Consider the following 23,407-nt stretch of genomic DNA (forward strand, 5'->3'; position numbering starts at 1 on the left):
GCCGGCCTGCGCTGGCGCGCCGGGCCGTTCGTCGTGTCGGTCGGCGGGATGGCGGCGTCATAGGCAAGCGGGGCCGGCGGGCTTAGGCTGGATCGGGTTCGGCAACTGCGGCGTACCGGAAAGGGCGCCGCAGTCTGGCGGCTGGGAGGGTGGGCGGGCGGTGGAGCATGGAGACGGCCTGGAGGCGGGACGGAACCGGTCGGCGCTGCTCGGACGGCGGCCGGAACGTGCCGTCCTCGACCGCTTACTCGCTGATGTCCGCGGGGGTGGCAGCCGCGTGCTCGTCGTACGCGGCGAGGCGGGGGTCGGGAAGTCCGCGCTGCTCAGCTACGCGACCGACTCCGCGCGGGACCTTCGTCTGTTGCGGGCGGTCGGTGTGCAGTCCGAGATGGAGCTGGTGTTCGCGGCTCTGCACCAGTTGTGTGTGCCACTCCTCGACCGGATGGAGCGGATTCCGGAGCCGCAGCGGCGGGCGCTGGCGACGGTGTTCGGGCTGGCGCCCGGGCCTGCTCCGGATCGGTTCATGGTCGGGCTCGCCGTACTCAGCCTGATCTCGGACCTGGCGGACGAGCAGCCGGTGCTGGTCGTCGTCGACGACGCGCAGTGGCTCGACACCGCGACCGCGCAGACGCTCGGGTTCGTGGCCCGCCGCGTCGGGAACGAGGCGGTCGGTCTGTTGTTCGGCGCACGCGAGGTCCGCGTCGAGTTGAACGGCCTCCCGGAGTTGAAGGTCGACGGTCTGCCGGACGACGAGGCGCGGGCGTTGCTGGGGTCGGCTGTCGAGTTCCTGCTGGATGCTCCGATCCGGGATCGGATCGTGGCCGAGACCGGTGGCAACCCGTTGGCGTTGCTGCAGCTGCCGCGGGGGCTGACGGCTACCCAGCTCGCTGCCGGGTTCGGGCTGCTGGGTGGGCAAGGCCTGCCCGGGCGGATCGAGCAGAGCTTCCTGCGGCAGGCCGATGCGCTGCCGCCGCCGACACGGCAGCTCTTGCTCGTGGCTGCGGCCGAGCCCGTGGGTGATCCGGTTCTGGTACGGCGGGCCGCGGACCAGCTCGGGATCGACGCGGCGTTCGCGGAGATCGACGGGCTGTTGAGCCTCGGCGAGCGGGTGACGTTCCGGCATCCGTTGGTGCGGTCGGCGCTGTACGGGTCGGCGTCTGACACGGAGCGTCGCGCAGTACATCTGGCGTTGGCGGGCGCGACGGACTCGGCGACGGATCCTGACCGGCGGGCGTGGCATCTGGCGGCCGCCGCTACTGGGCCGGATGAAGCGGTGGCCGTGGAGTTGGAGCGGTCGGCTGATCGGGCTCAGGCGCGGGGTGGGTTCGCGGCGGCCGCGGCGTTCTTGCAGCGGGCGGTGGCGCTGACGCGGGATCCGGTACGGCGTACCGCGCGTGCGCTTGCCGGGGCGCAGGCGAGTGTGCAGGCTGGTGCGTTCCGGACCGCGTGGGAGCTGCTCGCGACGGCCGAGGCGGGCCAGCTGGACGATCTCGGCAGGGCGCGGATCGACCTGCTTCGGGCAGAGGCGGCGTTCGCACAGCAACGCGGGCGGGACGCGCCGGGGCTGCTGCTGCGCGCTGCTCAAGCGCTCGAGTCGCTCGATGTCCGGCTGGCCCGGGACACCTACCTCGACGCCTGGAGCGCCGCCCTCTTCGCAGGTCAGCTGGCCGCCGGCACCGGCCTCCGCGAAGTCTCCGAGGCTGCCATGGCTGCCCCGCGTCCCGGATCACCGGCACGGAGTTCTGATGTGTTGCTGGACGGGTTCGGGTTGTTGTTTGCGGAGGGTCGGGAGCGTGGCGTGCCGTTGCTGAAGGAGGCGGCGGTTGCATTCGGCGCCGGGGCGGTTTCGGCCGAGGAGATACTGCGGTGGGGGTGGCTTGCGACTGCCGCGGCGGCGACGGCGTGGGACTTCGAGGCGTGTCTGGCGGCCTCGATCCGGCAGGTGGACACCGCGCGAGGCGCCGGCGCGCTCGCCGTCCTCGCGGTCGGCGTCAACGTGCTCGGCCAGGTGTACGCAATGGCGGGCGACTTCGCCGAGGCGACCTCGCTCCGAGCCGAGGCCGACGCGGTCCGCGAGGCCACCGGCACCCACATCGGCCCGTACGGCGCACTCGTGCTCGCCGCGCTCCAAGGCCGCCCGGAGGAAGCGTTCCCGTTGATCGACGACACCATCGCGCGGACGACGGCCGAGGGGCAGGGTACGGCGGCGCAGTACGCGCGCTGGGCGAAGTCGGTCGTGCTGAACGGACTCGGCCACCACGACGAAGCGTTGCCCTGGGCAACTCTCGCCGGCGAGGACACACCGGAGCTGTTCGTCTCGTCCTGGGCGCTGAGCGAGGAGATCGAAGCCGCCGCTCGCAGCGGACATCCCCGCGAGGCCGCCGCCGCCCTCGCCCGACTGCAGGAGAAGACGCGCGGCACCGACGAGCCCTGGGGCCTCGGCATCGAGGCACGCGCCCGCGGCCTGGTGCACAAGGGCGCCGATGCCGAGAAGGCGCACCTCGAGGCGATCCAGCACCTTGACGGCACCAGACTCCGCCCGGACCTGGCCCGCGCGCACCTGCTGTACGGCGAATGGCTGCGTCGGCAGACGCGCCGAGGCGACGCCCGGACGGAACTGCGCACCGCCTACGAAATGTTCTCCCAGATCGGCATGGTCGCGTTCGCCGAGCGCGCCCGGCGCGAACTGCAGGCGACCGGCGAGACGGTACGCCGGCGCGCGACCGCCTCGACCGCGGGCGACGAACTGACCCCGCAGGAACGCCAGATCGCCCTGCTCGTCCGCGACGGCCTGTCGAATCCGGAGGTGGGCACCCGCCTGTTCCTCAGCCCGCGCACGGTCGAGTGGCACCTCCGCAAGATCTTCGACAAGCTCTCGATCAGCTCCCGCCGCCAGCTCCGCGACGCACTCCCCGAGGCGGGCTAACCCGGGATCAGCTGCTGACCGCCGTCGACGTCGTACGTCGCACCGGTCAGCGCCGTGTTCGTCATCAGGTGGACGACCAGCGCCGCCACATCTTCCGGGCCGACGACCCGCCGGATCGGCAGCGTGGCGCGGAGCCCTGCGCGGCGTTCTTCGAGTTGATCCCCGAGCAGCCGGGCGGACAACGGTGTGTCGACGAAGCCGGCGGCAACCGTGTTCACCCGGATCGGAGCCAGTTCGACAGCGGCATTCGCGACGATCGCGGACTGCGCGGCCGTCGCGATGGCGGCGATCACCAACCCGACCCCGGGCCGCCGTGCGCCCGTGCCGCTGATGAACGTCAGCGATCCGCCCGCCCGGACCCTCCCGATGCACAGCCGGGCGATGCGCAGCGAGCCGACCAGGTGCTGGTTCATGAACCGCTCCGCGTCGTCCAGGTCGAGCTCCGCGAGCGGCGCGTAGAACGGACCGCTACCGCCCACGAGGATGTGATCGAGCTCCTGCGGCAGCTCGGCGAAGACCTGCTCGAGCCGGCCCGGTTCGCCGAGGTCCAGTGTCACCGCGCTCTCCGCGCCGATCCCGGCCGCGGCCTTCTCGAGCCGCTCGCGATCGCGCCCGGTAATGACGACCCGCGCACCGGACTCGCGCGCCTGCCGGGCAGTCTCCAGCCCGATGCCCGCGCTGCCGCCGATCACGACGACGACCTGCCCGGCGAGACTCGCCGTTGACTCAGCCATCTGCTCTCCTCGATTCAAGTGGATACCGGTACGGCGCAACCGTTACGAGCATCGCCGCCCGGTACCTGTTCGCCAACATGTCACCGCCCCCGGGCGGTCCCTGGTCGGACGAAACCAGGGTCACTCCCTGGCCCGGGCGGTGCGTGGCCGGGGTGAGCCTGGTTCCGCCGGTTCGAAGAGAAATGGACCCCGTGATGAGTGAGTACGACGTGATCGTCCTCGGAGCCGGTGCTCCGGGTGAACACTGTGCGGCGGCGCTGACCAAAGGCGGCGCGAAGGTCGCCATCGTCGAGCGCGAACTCCTTGGCGGCGAGTGCTCGTACTGGGCGTGCATCCCCTCGAAGACCTTGCTGCGCCCCGGCGAAGCGCTGGCCGCCGCGCTCGACGCGCCCGGCGCACGGGAGGCCGTCACGGGCTCGCTCGACACGCACGCGGCCCTTGGATGGCGCGACTTCATGGTGTCGAACTACGACGACGCCGGTGCAATGTCGTGGGCCAAGAGCGTCGGCCTCGAGGTACTGCGAGGTCACGGGCGGCTCGCGGGTCCCCACACCGTGGCGGTGGACGACCGCACCCATACCACCGAACACATCGTGATCGCGTGCGGCGCGGACCCGGTGATTCCACCCGTTCCGGGACTGCGCGAGGTGCCGGGCGTGTGGACGAACCGGGACGTCACCGGGCTCGTCGACATACCCGACCGGCTGCTCGTGCTCGGCGGCGGGGCAACCGGCGTCGAGATGAGCCAGGCGCTCGCGCGGATGGGCTCGGCCGTCACGCTGATCGAGCGCGACGATCACCTGATGCCGCGCGAACCGCGAGCGGTCGGCGAGGCGATCGCGGTCGCGCTCACGGCCGACAACGTCGACGTACGGACCGGTACCGGCGCGGAGCGGGTTCACCTCGACGGGTCGACGTACGTGATCGAGCTGAGCGACGGGACCCAGGTCGAGGGCGACCGCGTGCTGGTCGCGACGGGCCGCCGGCCGCGCGTCGGCAACATCGGGCTGGAGACGGTCGGCATCGTCGCGGATCCGCGCGGCATCGCGGTCGACGACAAACTCTCCGCGGGCCCCGACCTCTGGGCGATCGGCGACGTCACGGGCCTGTGGCAACTGACCCATGTCGGCGAGTACCAAGGGCGGGTGGCCGCGAGCAACATCCTGGGCAAGCCGCGGACGGCGGACTACCGGGCGGTGCCTCGTGTCGTGTACAGCTACCCGCAGGCCGCCTCGGTCGGCGACGCGGACGGGCCGTACGTCAGCACGATCCAGTTGTCCGGCGTACCGCGCACGGCGACGTACCTGCGCTCGTACGACACGCAGCCCGGCTTCCTCACCCTGGTCTCCGACGGAACCGTGATCACCGGCGCCTACGCGGTCGGCCCCGAGGCCGGCGAATGGCTCCAGCAAGCGACCCTCGCCATCCGCGCGCAGATCCCGATCCCGGTCCTTCTCGACGTCATCCAGCCCTTCCCGACGTTCTCCGAAGCCTTCCTCCAGGCCCTCCGCCAACTAGCCGACGAGTGACGGAGTCGTCAGGGCGAGCATCGTGGCCATGCCGGCGCAGGACAGGCCGTGGCAGCCGCAGACGGTCCGGTGACCCGGGGTCCGGGCGGCATGGACGAGCCACCAGCCGGCGGTGATGACGAGGAGGCCGACGGCGGACCAGCTGAGCATGGTCGCCCAGGCGTCGCCGGACATCAGCCTGGGCATCGCGGCGAGCATCCAGACCATGCCGAGGTTCATCCACGCGTGTGCCATCGCGCCCGCGCGCTCCGGCACCGTCTCCGATCCGGACAGGTGGTAGAAGAAGACGCCCGCCAGCCCCGCGAAGACCGCGATCTGCACCCACTGCCCGGTCGCCGCCATCGGCCACCACAGCATGACGAGCATCGCCGGGCTCATCAGCACATGGCTCAGATCGACGACGGTCTCGATCCCCTGCCAGCGCCGTGTGCCCAGCCGCCACACGCCGTACAGCCCGGTCGCAGCGAAGACCACGGTCAGGACAGTCGTCCAGGCTCCAGTCACCACGCCCCTCTAACTTCGGTCGCCGCAAAGAAGTTCCAATCCTGGGAACTGTTCCCAGATCTGCTTCGTATGCACCAGTTGGGGGTTGTGGCAACCAATCGATCAGGAGTGACGTGGGTACGACGCGCCGCCGGCGGTGGCTGATTGGGTACGTCGTCCTGCTCGGCGTACTCGTCCTGGCCGTATCGCTGGTCACCACCGCGCTGATGGGCACGGCAAGCTACGTGCCGATCTCCCGGGACTATCCCGGCCGCGTGACCGGGCTCCTCGCCACCTTCGTCCGTGCCGTGGCCGAGCTCGCTTCGCTGGTGACCGTCGGCGGGCTGGCGTCGGCGCTCGTCGCGGGCAAGGCGCGACCGGTCCGCGAGTCGGGTTCGCGCCGGCAGCTGGAGATCGCCGAGTGGTTCGAGCCGATCGTCGTACGCCGGGCCGCCGCCGTCTGGGTGATCAGCTCCGGCCTCCTGATCGTGCTCGACTCGGCCGACTCCAACGGCCTGTCCCTCAGCCGGTTCACCGACCCGGGCGCGCTCTGGTTCGCGATGTTCTCCGGCGACTTCGGCCGCGCCTGGATGATCACCTGCGCGGCCGCGATCGTGGCCCTCGTCACCAGCGCTCTCACCGTGCGCTGGGTCGCGTACCTCATCGCGCTCTGCGCGGCCCTGGCCGGCTCGCTCGCCCCGGTCGTCGTCGGCCAGGTCCTGGTCGGCCCGCGACACGACTTCGCCGGCGACTCGGCCGTCGTCCAGACCATCGCCACGCAACTCCTCCTCGGCCTGGCCGTCATCCAGACCCTCAGACTCGCCACCGGTCGCCGCAACCGAGCCCTCGACCGGGTCCACTGGCGCAGCGTCGCGATCGGCGCGGCCGGGCTCCTGGTGGCCACCGAAGTCGTCCTGCTCTGGTTCAAGATGGCCGGCTCCTCCCCCTTCGCCTCGGCGACCGGCTGGCTCACGCTGACCCGGCTGGCGGCGCTCGGACTGGTGGCCGCCGGCCTGTACTCCGTTGCCCGCAGCAAACTCCCGCTCGGCGCCGTACTCCTCGTCACCGGCACAGCGGTCTTCGTTGCCTGCGGCATCGCGATGACCCGGATTCCTCCGCCGCAGTTCTTCGTGCCGACCTCGATCAGCCAGATCTTCTTCGGCTTCGACCTCCACAAACCGCCGGCGTTCGCGACGCTGGTGAGCCAGTGGCGACCGAACCTCCTCTTCGTGACCGCCGCCGTCGCAGCCATCACCGCCTATCTCGCCGGTGCGCGCAGGCTCCACCGCCGCGGCGAGTCATGGCCGGTCGGCCGCACCATCGCCTGGGTCATCGGCTGGCTGCTCATCGTCGTGGTGACCAGCTCCGGCCTCGGGAAGTACTCCGGCGCCGACTTCGCCGTCCACATGGCCATGCACATGGCGCTGAGCATGCTGATTCCGATCCCACTCGTCCTCGGCGGACCGCTCACCCTCGCGCTCAAAGCTCTGCCGACCGCTCCGAAGGACGCCCAGCCGGGCCCGCACGAGTGGATCGTCGCGGTCCTGCACTCCCGCGCGCTGAAGGCGCTGTACCACCCGCTCCTGGTCTTCGGCATCTATATCGGCTCGTACTACGGCCTGTACTTCACCAACGCCTTCGGCACGCTGATGAAGTTCCATTGGGCGCATCAACTGATGAACGCCCACTTCCTGCTGGTCGGCTGTCTGTACTTCGGGCTCGTGATCGGCGTCGACCAGACCCCGCGGAAGCTTCCGTCACTGGCGAAGCTCGGCTTCCTGTTCGCGGCGATGCCGTTCCACGCCTTCTTCGGGGTCATCCTGATGTCCGACGGCGCGATCATCGGCGACTCGTTCTACCAGCACCTCGAGCTGCCGTGGAAGACCGACCTCGCCGCCACCCAGCACACCGCCGGCGGCATCGCCTGGGCCGGCGGCGAGATCCCGCTGCTGATCGTCGTCGTCGTACTCGCGCTGCAATGGGCGGTCCAGGACGGGAAGCTTGCCAAGCGCATCGACCGTCACCTCGACAGCGGCCTCGACGACTCGTTCGACGCCTACAACGCGATGCTCGAACGCCTTGCCGACCGAACTGCCGAACGAACTGCCGACAGAACTGCCGACCGGACCAGGGAGCCACGGTGACGCTGACCCGGCCCGAGACGAGCTCCGTCGAACTGCTGGTCGGCGGGATGACGTGCGCGGCCTGCGCCAACCGCGTCGAGCGAGCCCTGAACAAGCTCGACGGCGTCACGGCCAGCGTGAACTACGCCACCGAGCGCGCGATCGTCACCGGGATCGGACCGGACCTGGCCGGCCGCGCCACCACAGCGGTCGACAAGGCCGGCTACGACGCGACGGTCCGCGATCCCGACTCCACGGACGAGCTCGCGGAGCAGATGACCATCAAGCGGGTCACCGCGCTGCGGCGCCGGCTGGTCGTCGCGGTTCTGCTGGCGATTCCGCTGATGGACGCGACGATCGTCCTGGCCGCCGTACCGTCGCTGCGGTTCCCCGGTTGGGAGATCGCGTCGCTCCTCGTCGCGCTGCCGGTCGTCACCTGGGCGGCGTACCCGTTCCATCGCGCCACGATCCGCAATCTGCGCCATCGTGCGGTCAGCATGGACACGCTGGTGTCGCTCGGCATCGCCGTGTCGTTCGGCTGGGCCGCACTGTCGGTTCTGTTGCCTGGTGCATCGACCTCGACGGGCACCCACTGGCCCGGGCTGCGCTCGATCCCGCTCGACACCGGCGCCCTCTACCTCGACGTTGCGGCCGGCATGACCGTCTTCCAGCTCGCCGGCCGGTACTTCGAGACGCGGTCACGCCGGCGGGCGGCTGATGTGTTCGGCGCGCTGAGCCGGTTGGCGACTCCGACGGCCCGGGTGCTGCGGGCCGGTGCGGAGGTCGACGTACCGACGGGTGAGGTCGTCAAGGGCGAGGTGGTCGTCGTCAAGGCCGGTGAGATCGTCCCGGTCGACGGCACCGTTCTCGAAGGGTCGGCGGCGGTCGACACCAGCGTCGTCACCGGTGAGCCGGTGCCGCGCAGCGTGCAGGCCGGCGACGCTGTGATCGGCGGGACGATCAGCACGGACGGGCGGCTGGTGCTGACCGCGACCGCTGTCGGGGCGCATACGCAGCTCGCACAGATGGCGGCTGTCGCCGAGCAGGCGCAGGAGCGCAAGGCTCGCATCCAGCACACGGTCGACCGGGTCATCGTGTGGTTCGTTCCGGCCGTGATCGTGCTGGCGATCGCCGTTGCCGTCGGGTGGGTTCTGTCCGGAGCACCTGTTCAGCAAGCTGTTGGCACAGGCATCGCCGTCCTGGTCATCGCGTGCCCGTGCGCCCTCGGGCTGGCCACGCCGACCGCGCTGATGGTCGGCATCGGCCGGGGCGCCAGGCTCGGCATCCTGATCAAGGGCCAGGACGCACTCGAGGCGAGCGGCGTCATCGACACCATCGTCCTCGACAAGACCGGGACCCTCACAACCGGCGAACTGGTCGTCGAAGAGATCGACCCCGACCTGCTCCGATACGTCGTTTCGATCGAGCACAACTCCGAACACCCGATAGCCCGCGCCGTCGAACGCCGAGCCGAGGCCTACGGCATCGAACCCGAGCCGGTCACCGACTTCCAAGTCCGCCCCGGCCTGGGCGCGGTCGGCGTGGTCGACGGCCGGCGCGTCGTCGTCGGAAACGCCGCCCTCCTCGATTCCGAAGGCATCGCCGCACCGGCGCAGGAGGGCGGCGCCGCTTCGCTCGTCCATGTCGGCATCGATGGCCGACCGGCGGGCACCTTCACCCTCGCCGACCGGTTGCAGCCAACTGCGGCCGCCGCGATCGAGACGCTCCACAGCCAGAACCTGCGGACCATCCTGCTGACCGGAGACACCGAGCCGGTTGCACGGTCCGTAGCGGCGGAGCTCGGTATCGATGACGTTCGCGCCGGCGTGCTGCCTGCCGGCAAGGCCGCCGTGATCGAGCGGCTGCGGGCGGACGGGCACCGGGTCGCGATGGTCGGCGACGGCATCAACGACGCCGCTGCGCTGGCCACCGCGGATCTGGGGCTGGCGGTCGTCACCGGGACCGACATCGCGCTCAAGTCGGCCGACATCATCCTGGTACGCGAGGACCTCAGCGTCATCCCGGACGCGATCGCCCTGGCCCGGCGGACCCGGCAGACCATCCACCGCAACCTGATCTGGGCGTTCGGCTACAACCTCGCCGCCGTCCCGATCGCGGCCGCCGGCCTGCTCAACCCGTTGATCGCGGCCGCCGCGATGTCGCTGTCGTCCCTGTTCGTCACCTACAACAGCCTCCGCCTCCGCGACTTCGGCACGGACCCGGAGTAGGTCAGCGCGGTACGACGGTGTACCCGCGCCCCCGGATCGCCTCGAAGCTCTGCGAGCGGACCTCGTCCGACGGGAACGCCGCGACGACCTCCTTGGTGTCCAGGTCGATCCCCGCGACCCGGACCCCGAGCGCCTCCAGCACGCCGGTGATCGTGTTCGTGCAGTGCGAGCACGTCATGTCCGGCACCTCGAAAACCTCGTCAGCAGTCTCCACGCCCGTCTCCTCAATCTCCGCCGGCTCGAGCTCCACCAGGTCCAGCAACTGAACGAACGTCTCCACGAACGTGTCCACCACGCCCGGCAGCAACCGGACGCCGTCCACGGACATGTTGGCCAGGCAGCGCGGCTGCTCCCCCGCCGGCAACAGCGCGTACTGCCGCGAGATCTGCCCGAGCAGTACGTCGTACTTCCGCAACGCCGCCTCGACCGGCAGCCCTTCGTCGACCGTTGCCCGGCGCAACGTCTCGTGCGCGTCCGCGACCGCGGTCTGCTTCATCGCCCGCAGTACCTCGACCGTCTCGGCCGCGTACCGCACGGTCCCGTCCGCCTGCGCGACCAGCCGCACCGGGATCATTCCGCGCCGGAACGTCGACGACTGCAGCCCCCAGAACCACGTGTTCGCCACCACCGCGAAGATCCCCGAGTCCCGCATCCCGCGGGCGAACTCCGCGGCCGTCCGGTGCGGCGTCTGATCCGCCAGGTACGCGTGCTGCACCAGCGCCCGCGCCGTCGTGTCGATCCCCACCCGGAGGATCTCCAGCGGATCCTTGTCGGTAGTGGTCGCATCCATCACCGCACGCTCGTGATCCGTCAGCTCCGCGCCGTCCATCGTCGCGAGCGCGCCCCACAGGGCCAGCGTCGCCTCGCGGGCGGCCACCGGCACGACGGCGCCGAGCGGACCGCAGTGTGCGACATTGGCAACGCCGCCGCTGTCGCGCCAACCGACCTTCGCGGCGGCACTCACCACCAAGTCGGGCGAGCACGGCCGCATCCGACTCTGCAGATACTCCAACTGGGGTCCCGTCAGCTGACCGTCGAGCGGCACCACGTCCGGCACGATTCGCCGCGCACCGCCGAGATGCTCTCCAACCCGTGCGAATGCCTTCGCACCCGCAACTCCGGCCAGCACCCTGGCCGCGGCAGCGCGGTCGTAGCGACCAGCCGGCAGTCCCGCCATCAGCGACCTCCCCGGCGCCCCGTCACCCAACGTGACCTCCAGTCTAGGAACCAACCCGGGGTCACGCGATTACACCGCGTGTCGGACCCGGTGCGGCAGCCGGCCTCGGTCGAGGCCCGTCTGACCGGGTGATCGTGTAGACCGGGCACATGGTTCTTCCTGCTCAGGTCGTCGCTCCCGAGCTGATCGAAGTACGCCCGGGGCACCGGCTCGCGGTACGACGTCGTGGCAACGGCGGTGTACCGCTGCTGCTCATCCACGGGTTCCCCTGCACCAGCCGGATCTGGTCGCACAACCTGATCCCGCTGGCCGAGGCCGGGTTCGACGTCGTCGCGCCGGACCTGCGCGGGTACGGCGATTCCGACTTCGCGCCCGACGACTTCTACGACTTCAACGCGTTCAACACCGACCTGACCGGCCTCTTCGACGTGCTCGGCTGGGATCGCGCCGTCGTCGCCGGGCACGACCTGGGCGCGATGATCGCCGTCGACCTGGCCAACCGGCACCCCGAGCGCGTGGACCGGCTGGTGATCCTGGACGACTCGATGCCGGATCTGCCCGACGCGTTCGCGGCAGCCGGCATCCCACCGGGGCGGCCCAAGCCTGCCGTCTACGACTACCAGCGCCGCCAGGGGCAGCACGCCGACGAACTGGTCGCCGAATTGGACACGCCCGAACGGCGGCGACGGTACATCGGTGAGTTCTACGGACACCGGCTGTGGTGTCCGCCGGACGCCTTCGACGAGGACGACCTGGCGTTCCTCACCGAGCCGTACGGCGATGCGGCCCGGCTGCGTGCGTCCTTCGCCGACTACGAGGTCCTGATGGGCACCCGCCCGCTCTCGGCGCCGGAGATGATCGACCGGCCGGTCCAGCAGCGCGCTCTGGTCCTGATCGGCGCCGACCAGGTGACGATCGGCGAGCACGCCGAGGAACGGTGCGCGCTCGCTTTCCCGGAAGGGGTCGGGCCGTTCTGGGTGAAGGGCGCGGGCCACTTCATGCCCTGGGAACGCCCGGTCGTCGTCAACCGCGCCATCCAGTCCTTCTGCGGAGATCTCCTCTAGAGTTCCCCGCCCATCGCGTTCGCCAGTCCGTCCCGGGTCAGACCGAGCGTGGCCATCAACTCCGCGTCCGCGTCGTTGTCCGGATCGATCTGGTCGGGCAGTCGTGGTTCGATCGACTGGGCGAGATCAGGACCGTAGGCGCGGCGAATGATTACCAGCACCTCGGCTTTGCTCAGAACGGCCATTGTTTCCTCCCGTCGCCAACCTGCCCGCACCAGGCTAGCCGTCGCCCTCGGGAAACTGTTTCCGAAAGGCGTCGACAGCCGTCGGGAGGGTGAAGAAGACGCGGCCGGTTCCCAAACGGTCGAGGAAACCCGCGGATTCCAGGCTGTCGCGGAGGTCCTGCTTGACCCTGGTGAGGGCCAGCACGATGCCGCGCGAGTCCAGTTCCTCGCGCAACGCGTCGAGTGCGTCGATGGCGGTGATGTCGATCTCGACGTTCGCCTCGGTGTTGAGCAGGAGCCAGCGGACCGGGCCGGGCGCGTCGTCGACGGCGGCGAGCGCGCGGCGATGGAAGTCCTCGGCGTTCGCGAAGAACAGCGGCGAGTCGTACCGGTAGACGACCAGTCCGGGTACGGGGCGGGCGTCGGGGTAGTCGTCGATATCGTGCATCCCCGCGATGCCCGGGACGTACCCGAGGATGCCGTCGTGCGGCCGGGCCACCCGTCGCAGTACGTCGAGGACCGACAGCGCGACCGCCACGAGTACGCCGTACAGGACGTCCAGGGCGATCACCCCGAGGGTCGTTGCCAAGGCCAGCAAAAGTTCGCTGCGCCGGAAGGCGGCGATGCGGCGGAACTCGCCCAGCTCGATCAGCCGTACGGCGGCGTACACGACCAATGCGCCCAGAGCGGGGATCGGGAACGTGGCCAGCAACGGCCCGGCGAACAGCAGCGTGGCGACGATCGTGACGGCGGCGACCAACGAGTAGACCTGGCTCTTCGCGCCGGACGCCTCCGCAAGGGCTGTGCGGCTTCCGCTGCTGCTGATGGGGAAGCCGCGCAGCAGGCCGGCCGAGACGTTGGCCAGCCCAAGTACGAGCAACTCGCGGCCGGGATCGATCCGCCCGCCGCCACGACCGGCGAAGGCACGCCCGGTCAGAACGGTGTCCGTGTAGCCGACCAGCGCCACGCCGACTGCCGGGAGCGCGAGCAGACCGACGTCGTGAACCGACAGCGAGGGCAGGTGCGGCGTCGGGAGGCCGCTCGGCACCGCGCCGACCAAGGCCACTCCCTTGTCTCCCAGGTCCGCCGCCCAGGTCACGAGTGCGGCGAGGGCCACCACGACGAGCGGTCCCGGGAGCCGGGGCGTCCACCGGGCCAGGGCGAACAGCAGCGCCAGCGCGACCACGGACAACAGCACCGGGGCGACCTTCCACTCGCCGATCAACCGGATCGCGGACACCACGTCGGCCAGCGGCGAATCGCCGTGCACCCGAGCACCGGTCAGCCGGCCCAGTTGGCCGGTCATCATGATCACCGCGATGCCGGTCAGGTAGCCGATCAGCACCGGCTTGGACAGCAGATCGGCCAGAAATCCGAGCCGCGCCGCCCATCCGATCACGCAGATCGCACCGACCAGCAGCGCCAGTAGTGCGGCCAGCGCGGCGTAACGCCCTGGATCACCGGCGGCCAAAGGCCCGATCGCTGTCGCGGTCAGCAGTGCGGTCGTCGACTCCGGGCCGAGCGACATCAGCCGCGACGATCCGAGCAGGAAGTACAGCACGAGCGGCCCGAGCGCGACCCACAGTCCGGTGACCGCGGGCAGGCCGGCCAACTCGGCGTACGCCATCACCTGCGGGACGAAGTACGCCGCCACCGTCAGGCCGGCGATCACATCCGGCCGCAGCCAGCTCCGCCGGTACTGCCGGACCGTCTCAACTCCCGCGATCGGCAACCTGCCCCCTCTCTCCGATCTTCACAGTGTGCTGCTACTCGGTGATACTATCTACCGGTAGTCAGTGACACTGAATAGCGGATGGGAGTCCGGGATGGCGGTTATCCAGGTGCAGGGTCTGGAGAAGTCGTACAAGGAGCTGCGGGTGTTGAGCGGCGTCGACTTCGAAGTGGAGGGCGGCAGCATCTTCGCCCTGCTCGGCTCGAACGGCGCGGGCAAGACCACGGTCGTGCGCATCCTGTCGACGCTGCTGAGGGCCGACGCGGGTACGGCGAGGGTGCACGGTTTCGACGTCTTCGACGAGCCGGCGAAGGTCCGGGAATCGATCAGCCTGACCGGGCAGTTCGCGGCTGTCGACGAAATCCTCACCGGGCGGGAGAACCTCGTCCTGATCGCCAAACTGCGGCACATCGACGACCCGGGCAAGGTCGCGGACGACCTGCTCGCGCGCTTCTCGCTGACGGACGCGGGCGGCCGGCGGGTCGCGACGTACTCCGGAGGTATGCGGCGCCGGCTGGACATCGCGATGAGCCTGATCGGGAGTCCGCCGGTCGTCTTCCTCGACGAGCCGACGACCGGGCTCGACCCGCAGGCGCGGATCGAGGTCTGGAACAGCGTCAAGGAGCTCGCCAAGCACGGCACGACGGTGCTGCTCACGACGCAGTACCTCGACGAGGCCGAGAAGCTCGCGGACCGGATCGCGATCCTCCACCAGGGCCGGATCATCGTGAACGGCACGCTCGAGGAGCTCAAGCGGCTGCTGCCGCCCGCCAAGGTCGAGTACGTCGAGAAGCAGCCGACGCTCGAAGACGTCTTCCTGACCCTCGTCGGCGACGACGCAGCACAGAAGTAAGGGACAACCATGGCCACACACCTCATCGGCGACACCGCAACTCTCACCGGGCGCTCCCTGCGACACATCCTCCGGAGCCCCGACACCATCATCACCACCGCGATCATGCCGATCGCCATGATGCTGCTGTTCGTCTACGTGTTCGGTGGCGCGATCGACACCGGCGCGGTCAAGTACGTGAACTACCTGCTGCCGGGGATCCTGCTGATCACGATCGCGTCGGGCGTCGCGTACACGTCGTTCCGGCTGTTCATGGATCTGAAGAGCGGGATCTTCGAGCGCTTCCAGTCCCTGCCGATCGCGCGATCGGGCGTGTTGTGGGGCCACGTCCTGACTTCGCTGGTCGCCAACCTGATCTCGCTCGTGATCGTCGTCGGCGTCGCGCTGATCATGGGGTTCCGCACCGGCGCCGGCATCGGCGCCTGGCTCGCGGTCGCCGGGATGCTGGTCCTGTTCACGCTGGCGGTCACCTGGCTCGCGGTGATCGCGGGGCTGTCCGCGAAGTCCGTGGACGGCGCGAGCGCTTTCTCGTACCCGCTGATCTTCCTGCCGTTCCTCAGCTCCGCGTTCGTACCCACCGCCACGATGCCCGGCCCGGTCCGCGCGTTCGCGGAGAACCAGCCGGTGACGTCGATCGTCAACACGATCCGCGACCTGTTCGCCCAGCAGCCGATCGGCAACGACATCTGGATCGCCCTCGCCTGGTGCGTCGGCCTCCTCGTCCTCGCCTACGCCGGCGCGAACGCGCTCTACCGCCGCAAGATCAGCTAGCCGGCCCGTGCCTGACCCAGTGACTGAGCCCGTGACTGACCCAGTGACTGAGCCCGTGACTGACCCGGTGACTGCGCCGTGTCAGCCCGGTGTCAGGGTCGCCCGCGATCGTCAGGGTCAACGAATTCTTTCTGAAAGGACCTGTCATGTTCGCACGACTGGGGTCGCTGGTCGTACGGCGGCCGTGGTGGACGATCGGCGCCTGGGTGCTGATCATCGCCGCGATCGCCGCGACGGCCCCTAAACTGACCGCGACCACGGACCAATCCGCGTTCCTGCCGTCGCACTACGAGTCGATCCAGGCAGCACAACTGCAGGAGAAGGCCTTCCCCAACGCCACCGCGCCGGCCGCGATCGTGGTGTTCGAACGCAGCGACGGCGCCGCGCTCACGCCGGCCGACGCGGCGACGGTCGGATCGATCGCCGGCCAGCTCGACCAGGCCAAGCTCAAGGACGTCACCGGCATCCAGGCGGTGCCTCCGACGGGCAACCGGCTCATCCAGATCGCCCCGGTGGAGCTGACCAAGATCACCAACCCCAGCGACACCCGGCAGAACGACGCCGTCAAGGCGCTGCGGACGGCGTTGCAGGACAAGCTGCACGGGACGTCGCTCAAGGCGGGTGTGACCGGCTCGGCCGCGCAGACGCTCGACGCACAGGAGTCCTCGACCAAGGGCTTGGCCATCATCGGCATCGCCACGGTCGGCCTGATCCTGCTCCTGCTGCTGCTCATCTTCCGCAGTCCGGTGATCGCGCTGCTGCCGATCATCGTGATCGGAGCGGTCTCGACCGTCGTCAACGGACTCATCGCCATTGTCAGCAAGGCGTTCGATCTGAAGATCGACAGCTCGATCACGTCGATCCTGCTGGTGGTGCTCTTCGGCGTCGGCACCGACTACATCCTGTTCCTGATGTTCCGCTACCGGGAACGCCTGCGGGCCGGCGAGGACGCCAAGACCGCGATGGTCAGCGCCGTCACCCGGGTCGGTGAGGCGATCGCCTCCGCGGCCGGTGCGGTGATCATCGCCTTCATGGCGCTGACCCTGTCGACGCTCGGGATGTTCCGCGCGATGGGTCCGGCGCTGGCGATCTCGGTGGCGGTGGCGCTGCTGGCCGGACTGACGCTGGTACCGGCGATCGTCTCGCTGCTGGGCACGAAGGTGTTCTGGCCGTCGAAGGCGTGGAAGGTGGAGCCGAAGGGCGCCAAGTTCGCAGCGATGGGTCGCGGCCTCGGGCGTCGTCCGGCTGTCTTCGCCTTCGCCGCCGGCGGACTGCTCGTCGTCCTGAGCGCGTTCGCGATCGGGTTCAACCCGACGTTCGACCTCACCTCGGGCTCGACGTCCGACACGTCCGAGTCCACCGTCTACAGCAAGGAACTGCTCAAGAGCCTGCCCGCGGGCGTCACCCAGCCGTCCGACGTACTGCTGCGGTCGTCGGATCCGCTGAGCAAGGACCAGCTGGACACGTACCGCACCGCGCTGACCAAGGTCGACGGGGTCGGCGACGTCTCACAGCCCACGCTGTCTCCGGACAGCACGGTCGCCGACTTCAAGGTCACCCTGAAGGCCGCGCCGGAGTCCGACCAGGCCATCGCCACCGTCCGCGGTCCGCTCCGCGACGCGGCCCACACGGCCGCGCCGGCCGGGACCACCGCGATCGTCGGCGGCCTGACCTCGGTGTTCGTCGACTTCCAGGACGCGATGAACCACGACTACAAGGTCGTGTTCCCGGTCGCGGCGATCCTGATCATGATCGTGCTCGCGTTGCTGCTGCGCAGTCTGGTCGCACCGTGGTACCTGATGGCGTCGGTGTTCCTCGGCTTCGGGGCCACGCTGGGCTCGTCCGTGGTCGTGTTCCAGCACTTCCAGCACAACTCCGGACTGATCTTCACCCTCCCGGTGATCATGTACCTGTTCGTGGTTGCCCTCGGCACCGACTACAACATCCTGATGGTGGCCCGGTTACGCGAGGAGGCGCGAGAAGGCAACGACCCGAAACGGGCCGCGGCACTGGCCCTGCACCACACCGGCCCGACCATTGCCGCGGCGGGCGTCATCCTGGCAGGCACGTTCGCCTCGATGATGCTGGCCGGCAACACGGTGCTGTCCCAGATGGGCTTCGCCATCTCCGTCGGCATCGCGATCGCGGCGTTCGTGATGGCGATGTTCTTCACCCCCGCCCTGACGGCCCTCATCGGTCACCGCGCCTGGTGGCCGGGCCACGCCGACACCCGCGGCGAGCCGGACCGGACCGAGCGGAAGGAAGAACTGACCTCCGTGTGAGGCTGACGTCGGCTGATCGGCTCGTCACACCGTCGTAGATCGGCGTACGGCGGGAAGTTGGACCGTGACGCGGAGGCCGCCGGCTGGGCGGGCAGCGAGGATGAGGATGCCGTCGTGGGCCTGGGTGATGCTGTTGACGATGGCCAGGCCCAGGCCCACGCCGGCGTGATCGGTGCGGACGCGCCCGTTGCCGCGCTGGAAAGGCTCGGTCAGCGTGGACACCACGGCTGCGGACAGCTGCTCGCCGGTGTTCTCCACCGTCAGCACCACCGTCCTGGGATGCACGGTCGTGGTGACCCACACGGAGCCCTCGGTGGGCAGGTTGTGGACGATCGCGTTGTGCACGAGGTTCGTGGTCAGCTGCAGGAGGAGTGCGTGTGAGCCGACGGTCGGGGCCAGGTCGCCGGAGGTCTCGATCGTCAGGCCGCGCTGCTCCGCGAGTGGGAGCAGGGTTTCGGCGGCCTCTTCGGCGACGAGGGACAGGTCGACGTCGCCGCGGGTGAAGGTCCGCTGGTTCGCGCGGCTGAGCAGCAGCAGGGACTCGGTCAGGTCGATCGCGCGGGTGTTGACGTAGTCGAGCCGGTCGACGAGCTCGGCGGGATCGCGGCTGGGATCCTTGCGAGCCACGTCGAGGAGGGTCTGCGTGATCGCCAACGGAGTACGGAGCTCGTGCGACGCGTTGGCCGCGAACCTCTGCTGCTCGGCATCGTGCGCTTCGAGCCGCTCGAGCATCGTGTCGAAGGCGTCGGCCAGCTCACGGAACTCGTCCTGGCGACCTTCCAGCTGGATCCGGTGCGAGAGCGATCCGTTGGTGGCGAGGCGGGCGGCGTTCGTGATGCGGGTCAGCGGAGCAAGCATGCTGCCGGCCAGGATCCAGCCGCCCACGAGACTGGCGATCAGCAGCAACGCCAGCATGAGGGCCGCCTTCGGGACGAAGGCAACCAGCAGATCGTGCCGGTCCGGGATCGTCATCGGCGACGGCGCGAGCGTGTCGGGCACGTAGCGCAGCAGGAACACCCACACGACCGCGAGCAGCGAGAAGCCGGCGAGCATCAGCACCCCGGCATAGCTGAGGGTGAGCTTGAGACGCACGCTCATCCCGGGCAGCCTATCCACGGTCACCTGCCACGTCAGCGTCCGGTGGCGCCGCGTCGATGCGGTATCCGACTCCCGCCACGGTGGCGATGATCCACGGCTCGCCGAGGCGTTTGCGCAGCGCGGAGACCGTGATGCGTACGGCGTTGGTGAACGGGTCGGCGTTCTCGTCCCACGCCCGCTCCAGCAACTCCTCGGCGCTGACAACACCACCTTCGGCACCCACGAGCACTTCGAGTACGGCGAACTGCTTGCGGGTCAGCGCGACGTACCGGCCGTCCCGGTACACCTCCCGGCGGAACGGATCCACCCGCAGCCCCGCGATCTCGCGCACGGGCGGCCGGTTGTGGCCGCGCCGCCGATCCAGCGCCCGCAGACGCAGTACCAGCTCCTGGAGCGCGAAGGGCTTGGTGAGGTAGTCGTCAGCGCCGAGCTCGAACCCGGACGCCTTGTCGTCCAGCCGGTCGGCCGCGGTCAGCATCAGGATCGGCATACCGCTGCCGGAGGCAACGATCCGCTTGGCGATCTCGTCTCCCGACGGACCGGGAATGTCGCGGTCCAGGACGGCGATGTCGTAGCTGTTGATGCTCAGCAGCTCCAGCGCGGTGTCACCGTCACCGGCGATGTCGGCCGCGATCGCCTCCAGGCGCAACCCGTCCCGGATCGCGCCCGCCATCTCGGGCTCGTCCTCGACCAGCAGCACCCGCATACTCCCGATGCTACGAGATCGACCGTATCGTCCGTATATCGAAATCCCCATACGTACCGGCAACACCGCGCTGCCTTGACTGGGGGCATGACTCGAGCCGCAATTGGTGCGCCCAGCAAGGACGACGGAGCGGTCCCGGCCGGCGTGACCGTCTTCGACGACGAGTACCCCGCTGTCGCCAACCTCGACCCGGCCTTGCTCGGGGCGCTCCGCAAGGCCGCCACGGACGCGTTGGACGACGGGGTCACGTTCTACGTCAACAGCGGGTGGCGTTCCCCTGCGTACCAGAACGAGCTGCTTGGCGACGCCGTGTTGAAGTACGGGTCCGAGGAGGAGGCGGCTCGCTGGGTCGCCACTCCCGAGACCTCCCGTCATGTGCGCGGGGAGGCGGTCGACATCGGGCACTCCGACGCGAAGGCGTGGCTGTCCGAGCACGGGGCGGCATACGGCCTGTGCCAGATCTACCGCAACGAGCCGTGGCACTACGAGCTGCGTCCTGACGGTTGCCCGCAGATGTACGCCGATCCGACGCACGATCCGAGGCTGCAGCGGTGACCCTGACTGTCGCCGCTCTCGGCGCCACGGAACATCAGGCGTTCGTGGACGCGCAGCGATCGGTCAGCTTCTTACAGATCCCGGAGTGGGGTGACGTCAAGACCGAGTGGCGCAGCGAGTCCGTCGGCTGGTACGACGGCCGGCAGCTCGTCGGCGCCGGGCTCGTGCTGCATCGGCCGGTGCCGCGACTGGAGCGCTTCACGCTGGCGTACCTGCCGCAAGGCCCGATCATCGACTGGACCGGCCCGCTCGGTAGATGGCTCGACCCGTTGGCCGACTATCTCAAGGCGCAGGGCGCGTTCGCGATCCGGCTCGGTCCGCCCGTGCGGACGGACACATGGAGCGCCGCGCAAGTCAAGGAGGGCATCGCCGACCCGAGTACCAAGCGGCTCGCTGCCGCGGGCGGCGATCGCGTGACGAGTTGGCTCGCGAATGCCGGGTGGCTGCCGCGGAGTCCCGAGGACGGCTTCGGAGACGGACAGCCGCAGTACACCTATGAGCTTCCGCTGGCAGGGCGGACCGAGGACGACGTACTGCGGGGGATGAATCAGCAGTGGCGACGCAATATCAAGAAGGCAGCCAAGGAGGGTGTGGAGGTCACGGTCGGATCGGATCTGAAGGCGTTTCACGGCCTGTACGTCCACACCGCCGAGCGGGATCGCTTCACGCCGCGGCCGCTGCGGTACTTCGAGACCCTGTTCGCGGCGATGAGCTCCGCCAGGCTCTACCTGGCGCACCATCAGGGCGAGCTGGTCGCGGCGACGATCCTCGTCCGGGTCGGCGCGCACGCCTGGTACTTGTACGGCGCCTCGTCCACCTCGAAGCGTGAGGTCCGCGGGTCGAACGCGTGCCAGTGGGCGATGATCCGCGACTCGCTGGCGGACGGTTGCGACGTGTACGACCTGCGCGGGATCACGCCCACCCTCGACGCCGGCGATCCGCATGTCGGGCTGATCCAGTTCAAGGTCGGCACCGGCGGGCAGGCGGTCCGGTACGTCGGCGAATGGGATCTGCCACTGCGGCCGATGGTGTACCGCGCATTCGACCTCTACATGAAACGGCGGCGTCGATGAACATCCGCACTGCAGACCGGGCCGATGCTCCGGCCGTCAACGAGCTGCTCTCGCAACTCGGATATCCACAAGACGATCAGGCCGCGACAGCCGATCGGATCCAGCGCTGGGCCGACGATCCGTCCATCGCTGCTTATGTCGCGGAAGCCGACAACGCCGTACTCGGCGTCATCGCCGTCCACGTCGGGCCGTTCTTCCAGCGCGACGGCTCCTGGGCACGGATCGTGGCCCTCGTCGTCGCAGACCGGGCCCGGCGCCGCGGCGTCGCATCGCGACTCATGGATGCCGCCGAATCCTTCGCCACCGCGCACGGCTGTGTCCGCATCGATCTGAACAGCGCCGACCACCGCAGCGACGCCCACGCCTTCTACGAGAACCGCGGCTACACCAACCAGGCCGGCAGCTCGTCTCGCTTCCTACGGACCTTACCGACGGCCACGGCTAGGTGAGCGCGGCGGCGACCTCGTCGAGGCGGGCTTCCCGGGATGCCTTGACGAGGACGATGTCGCCGGCGGCGAGCGCACGGCGGAGCCAGTCGACGGCTGCGTTGTTGTCGACCAGTCTCACGGCCCACTCCCCCGCGCCGTCGGCGATCGCCCAAGCGCCTTCGCCGACCGCGATCACCACGTCTGCGCGTGCGGCGGCGTACTCGCCGATGATCCGGTGCTCGGCCTCGCTCTCCTGGCCCAGCTCGAGCATCTCGCCGAGTACGGCGATGCGCCGCCCGCCCTCGACCACCGCCAACGCGTCCAGCGCCGCACGGGCCGAGTCGGGGTTGGCGTTGAACGAGTCGTTCAGCAGCGTCACACCACCAGGCAGCTCGCACAGCTCCATCCGCCACTTCGACAGCGACACGTTCTCCAACCCCGCCGCGGTCACGTCGAGCGGTACGCCGATCGCCAACGCGGCGGCTGTCGCAGCCGCGGCGTTGAAAGCCTGATGGGCACCCACCAGCGGCAGTACGACGGAAGCCGACGCGTCGGCGGTTCGCAGCGTGAACGACGGCCGCCCGAGCCGATCCAGCGCCAGATCGAGAAGCCGCACATCAGCGTGCTCTGCCCGACCGAACGTGAGCACTGGGCCATCGGTCAGGGCGCGCATCGCGACAACGCGTGGATCGTCGGCGTTGAGTACCGCGGACCCGCCCGGCGCCAGTCCCTGCACAAGCTCTCCCTTGGCCGTGGCGATCGCGGCCCGCGAGCCGAACTCCCCGAGGTGCGCCTGCCCGACATTGAGTACGACGGCGACGTCCGGCGGGGCCAGTCCGGCGAGGCGGGCGATGTCGCCCATCCGGCGCGCGCCCATCTCGATGACGAGGTACTTGGTGGTCGCGTCGGCACGCAGCATCGTCATCGGTACGCCGAGTTCGTTGTTGAGCGAACCGATCGTGGCAACGGTCGGGCCCAGGGTGGCGAGCACCGCCGTCAGCAGATCCTTGGTGCTCGTCTTTCCCTGGGATCCCGTGAGCCCGACAACGGTCAACCCGTCACGCAGTTGTGCGGTGACGTGGGCGGCAAGCGTCTGCAGCGCGGCCTGGGCGTCCCTGACGACGACGGTCGGCAGCGCCGTGGGCCGGGAGCCGAGCACAGCCACCGCTCCAGCTTGCGCGGCCTGCCCGGCGTACTCGTGCCCGTCGACCTGCTCACCGGCGACGGCGACGAACAAGCCGCCCGGCTCGGCCTCCCTGCCATCGAGCACCGCCGGCGCGGTCACCTTCACCGCGCCGTCACCGGCAACCGTGCCGCCAACGACCACGGCGATCTCATCGAGATTGAGGGGAATCATCACCCCAGTCAACGAAGCGCGGCATATCGTCGGCATATCGAAAAGCGCATACAGACTGGCAACACCACGTCTTCTTCACTGGAGGCATGACCTACAGCCAACCCCGCCGTACCCGATCGCTGGC

The 23,407-nt window shown here is 69.6% G+C and carries 19 protein-coding genes; 11 read left to right on the forward strand and 8 right to left on the reverse strand.

The window, feature by feature from the left end; all coding sequences use genetic code 11:
• Positions 1-160: 160 nt before the first annotated feature.
• On the forward strand, positions 161-2,926 hold the full coding sequence (locus ACIA58_RS26030) for an ATP-binding protein (protein WP_396406367.1): 2,766 nt from the start codon (positions 161-163) through the stop codon (positions 2,924-2,926).
• Here the strand turns inward: ACIA58_RS26030 and ACIA58_RS26035 are convergent.
• Positions 2,923-3,660 carry an SDR family oxidoreductase gene (locus ACIA58_RS26035; RefSeq protein ID WP_396406368.1) on the reverse strand — a complete coding sequence of 246 codons (738 nt, stop codon included), beginning with the start codon at positions 3,658-3,660 and terminating at the stop codon, positions 2,923-2,925. The two genes, ACIA58_RS26030 and ACIA58_RS26035, sit on opposite strands and share 4 nt — an antisense overlap.
• 194 nt (positions 3,661-3,854) lie before the next feature.
• Here ACIA58_RS26035 and ACIA58_RS26040 point away from each other — a divergent pair, with 194 nt between their 5' ends.
• Positions 3,855-5,189 (forward strand): dihydrolipoyl dehydrogenase family protein, encoded by a 1,335-nt coding sequence (locus ACIA58_RS26040; protein ID WP_396406369.1) that lies wholly within the window; start codon positions 3,855-3,857, stop codon positions 5,187-5,189.
• On the opposite strand, the gene ACIA58_RS26045 is transcribed toward ACIA58_RS26040, so the two are convergent.
• The gene (locus ACIA58_RS26045) at positions 5,175-5,693 is read right to left on the reverse strand and encodes a DUF5134 domain-containing protein (protein WP_396406370.1); all 519 of its coding nucleotides are present in this window, start codon (positions 5,691-5,693) and stop codon (positions 5,175-5,177) included. The genes ACIA58_RS26040 and ACIA58_RS26045 overlap by 15 nt on opposite strands.
• Positions 5,694-5,806: 113 nt before the next feature.
• On the opposite strand from ACIA58_RS26045, the gene ACIA58_RS26050 reads away from it, so the two are divergent.
• Positions 5,807-7,816: a cytochrome c oxidase assembly protein gene (locus ACIA58_RS26050; RefSeq protein WP_396406371.1), complete on the forward strand. Its 2,010-nt coding sequence runs from the start codon at positions 5,807-5,809 to the stop codon at positions 7,814-7,816.
• A gap of 47 nt (positions 7,817-7,863) precedes the next feature.
• Positions 7,864-10,023: a heavy metal translocating P-type ATPase gene (locus tag ACIA58_RS26055; RefSeq protein WP_396406518.1), complete on the forward strand. Its 2,160-nt coding sequence runs from the start codon at positions 7,864-7,866 to the stop codon at positions 10,021-10,023.
• A gap of 1 nt (position 10,024) precedes the next feature.
• On the opposite strand, the gene ACIA58_RS26060 is transcribed toward ACIA58_RS26055, so the two are convergent.
• Entirely contained in the window at positions 10,025-11,200 is a 1,176-nt protein-coding gene (locus tag ACIA58_RS26060) for a heavy-metal-associated domain-containing protein (protein WP_396406372.1), read from the reverse strand.
• Positions 11,201-11,349: 149 nt separating this feature from the next.
• Here ACIA58_RS26060 and ACIA58_RS26065 point away from each other — a divergent pair, with 149 nt between their 5' ends.
• Entirely contained in the window at positions 11,350-12,264 is a 915-nt protein-coding gene (locus ACIA58_RS26065; RefSeq protein ID WP_396406373.1) for an alpha/beta fold hydrolase, read from the forward strand.
• Here ACIA58_RS26065 and ACIA58_RS26070 read toward each other — a convergent pair.
• Entirely contained in the window at positions 12,261-12,449 is a 189-nt protein-coding gene (locus tag ACIA58_RS26070; protein WP_396406374.1) for a hypothetical protein, read from the reverse strand. The genes ACIA58_RS26065 and ACIA58_RS26070 overlap by 4 nt on opposite strands.
• Before the next feature lie 34 nt (positions 12,450-12,483).
• Positions 12,484-14,160, reverse strand: coding sequence for a SulP family inorganic anion transporter (locus ACIA58_RS26075; RefSeq protein ID WP_396406375.1), 1,677 nt, complete (start codon positions 14,158-14,160; stop codon positions 12,484-12,486).
• Positions 14,161-14,254: 94 nt separating this feature from the next.
• Here ACIA58_RS26075 and ACIA58_RS26080 point away from each other — a divergent pair, with 94 nt between their 5' ends.
• The 3 genes from ACIA58_RS26080 to ACIA58_RS26090 all read left to right on the forward strand — a co-directional run bounded on the left by ACIA58_RS26080 (position 14,255) and on the right by ACIA58_RS26090 (position 18,066).
• Positions 14,255-15,013: an ABC transporter ATP-binding protein gene (locus tag ACIA58_RS26080; protein WP_396406376.1), complete on the forward strand. Its 759-nt coding sequence runs from the start codon at positions 14,255-14,257 to the stop codon at positions 15,011-15,013.
• Positions 15,014-15,022: 9 nt separating this feature from the next.
• Entirely contained in the window at positions 15,023-15,784 is a 762-nt protein-coding gene (locus ACIA58_RS26085) for an ABC transporter permease (protein ID WP_396406377.1), read from the forward strand.
• 146 nt (positions 15,785-15,930) lie between these two features.
• Complete coding sequence (locus ACIA58_RS26090; RefSeq protein ID WP_396406378.1) at positions 15,931-18,066, forward strand: MMPL family transporter; 2,136 nt, start codon at positions 15,931-15,933, stop codon at positions 18,064-18,066.
• Between the two features lie 24 nt (positions 18,067-18,090).
• Here ACIA58_RS26090 and ACIA58_RS26095 read toward each other — a convergent pair whose 3' ends face one another.
• On the reverse strand, positions 18,091-19,164 hold the full coding sequence (locus ACIA58_RS26095; RefSeq protein ID WP_396406379.1) for a sensor histidine kinase: 1,074 nt from the start codon (positions 19,162-19,164) through the stop codon (positions 18,091-18,093).
• A gap of 10 nt (positions 19,165-19,174) precedes the next feature.
• The gene (locus ACIA58_RS26100) at positions 19,175-19,870 is read right to left on the reverse strand and encodes a response regulator transcription factor (protein WP_396406380.1); all 696 of its coding nucleotides are present in this window, start codon (positions 19,868-19,870) and stop codon (positions 19,175-19,177) included.
• 87 nt (positions 19,871-19,957) lie between these two features.
• On the opposite strand from ACIA58_RS26100, the gene ACIA58_RS26105 reads away from it, so the two are divergent.
• From ACIA58_RS26105 to ACIA58_RS26115, 3 genes are read left to right on the forward strand one after another with little or no spacing between them, the layout of a single operon-like run.
• Positions 19,958-20,425, forward strand: a complete 468-nt coding sequence (locus tag ACIA58_RS26105) for a M15 family metallopeptidase (RefSeq protein ID WP_396406381.1) — start codon at positions 19,958-19,960, stop codon at positions 20,423-20,425.
• Positions 20,422-21,498: a lipid II:glycine glycyltransferase FemX gene (locus ACIA58_RS26110; protein WP_396406382.1), complete on the forward strand. Its 1,077-nt coding sequence runs from the start codon at positions 20,422-20,424 to the stop codon at positions 21,496-21,498. Before ACIA58_RS26105 ends, ACIA58_RS26110 begins: the two co-directional genes overlap by 4 nt.
• A complete protein-coding gene (locus ACIA58_RS26115; RefSeq protein ID WP_396406383.1) occupies positions 21,495-21,947 on the forward strand; it encodes a GNAT family N-acetyltransferase in 453 nt (150 codons plus the stop codon). The genes ACIA58_RS26110 and ACIA58_RS26115 overlap by 4 nt, the downstream gene beginning before the upstream one ends.
• Here the strand turns inward: ACIA58_RS26115 and murF are convergent.
• The gene (gene murF, locus ACIA58_RS26120; protein ID WP_396406384.1) at positions 21,940-23,283 is read right to left on the reverse strand and encodes a UDP-N-acetylmuramoyl-tripeptide--D-alanyl-D-alanine ligase; all 1,344 of its coding nucleotides are present in this window, start codon (positions 23,281-23,283) and stop codon (positions 21,940-21,942) included. The two genes, ACIA58_RS26115 and murF, sit on opposite strands and share 8 nt — an antisense overlap.
• Between the last annotated feature and the right edge of the window lie 124 nt (positions 23,284-23,407).

Source organism: Kribbella sp. NPDC051586, assembly GCF_044453965.1.
Taxonomy (GTDB): domain Bacteria; phylum Actinomycetota; class Actinomycetes; order Propionibacteriales; family Kribbellaceae; genus Kribbella.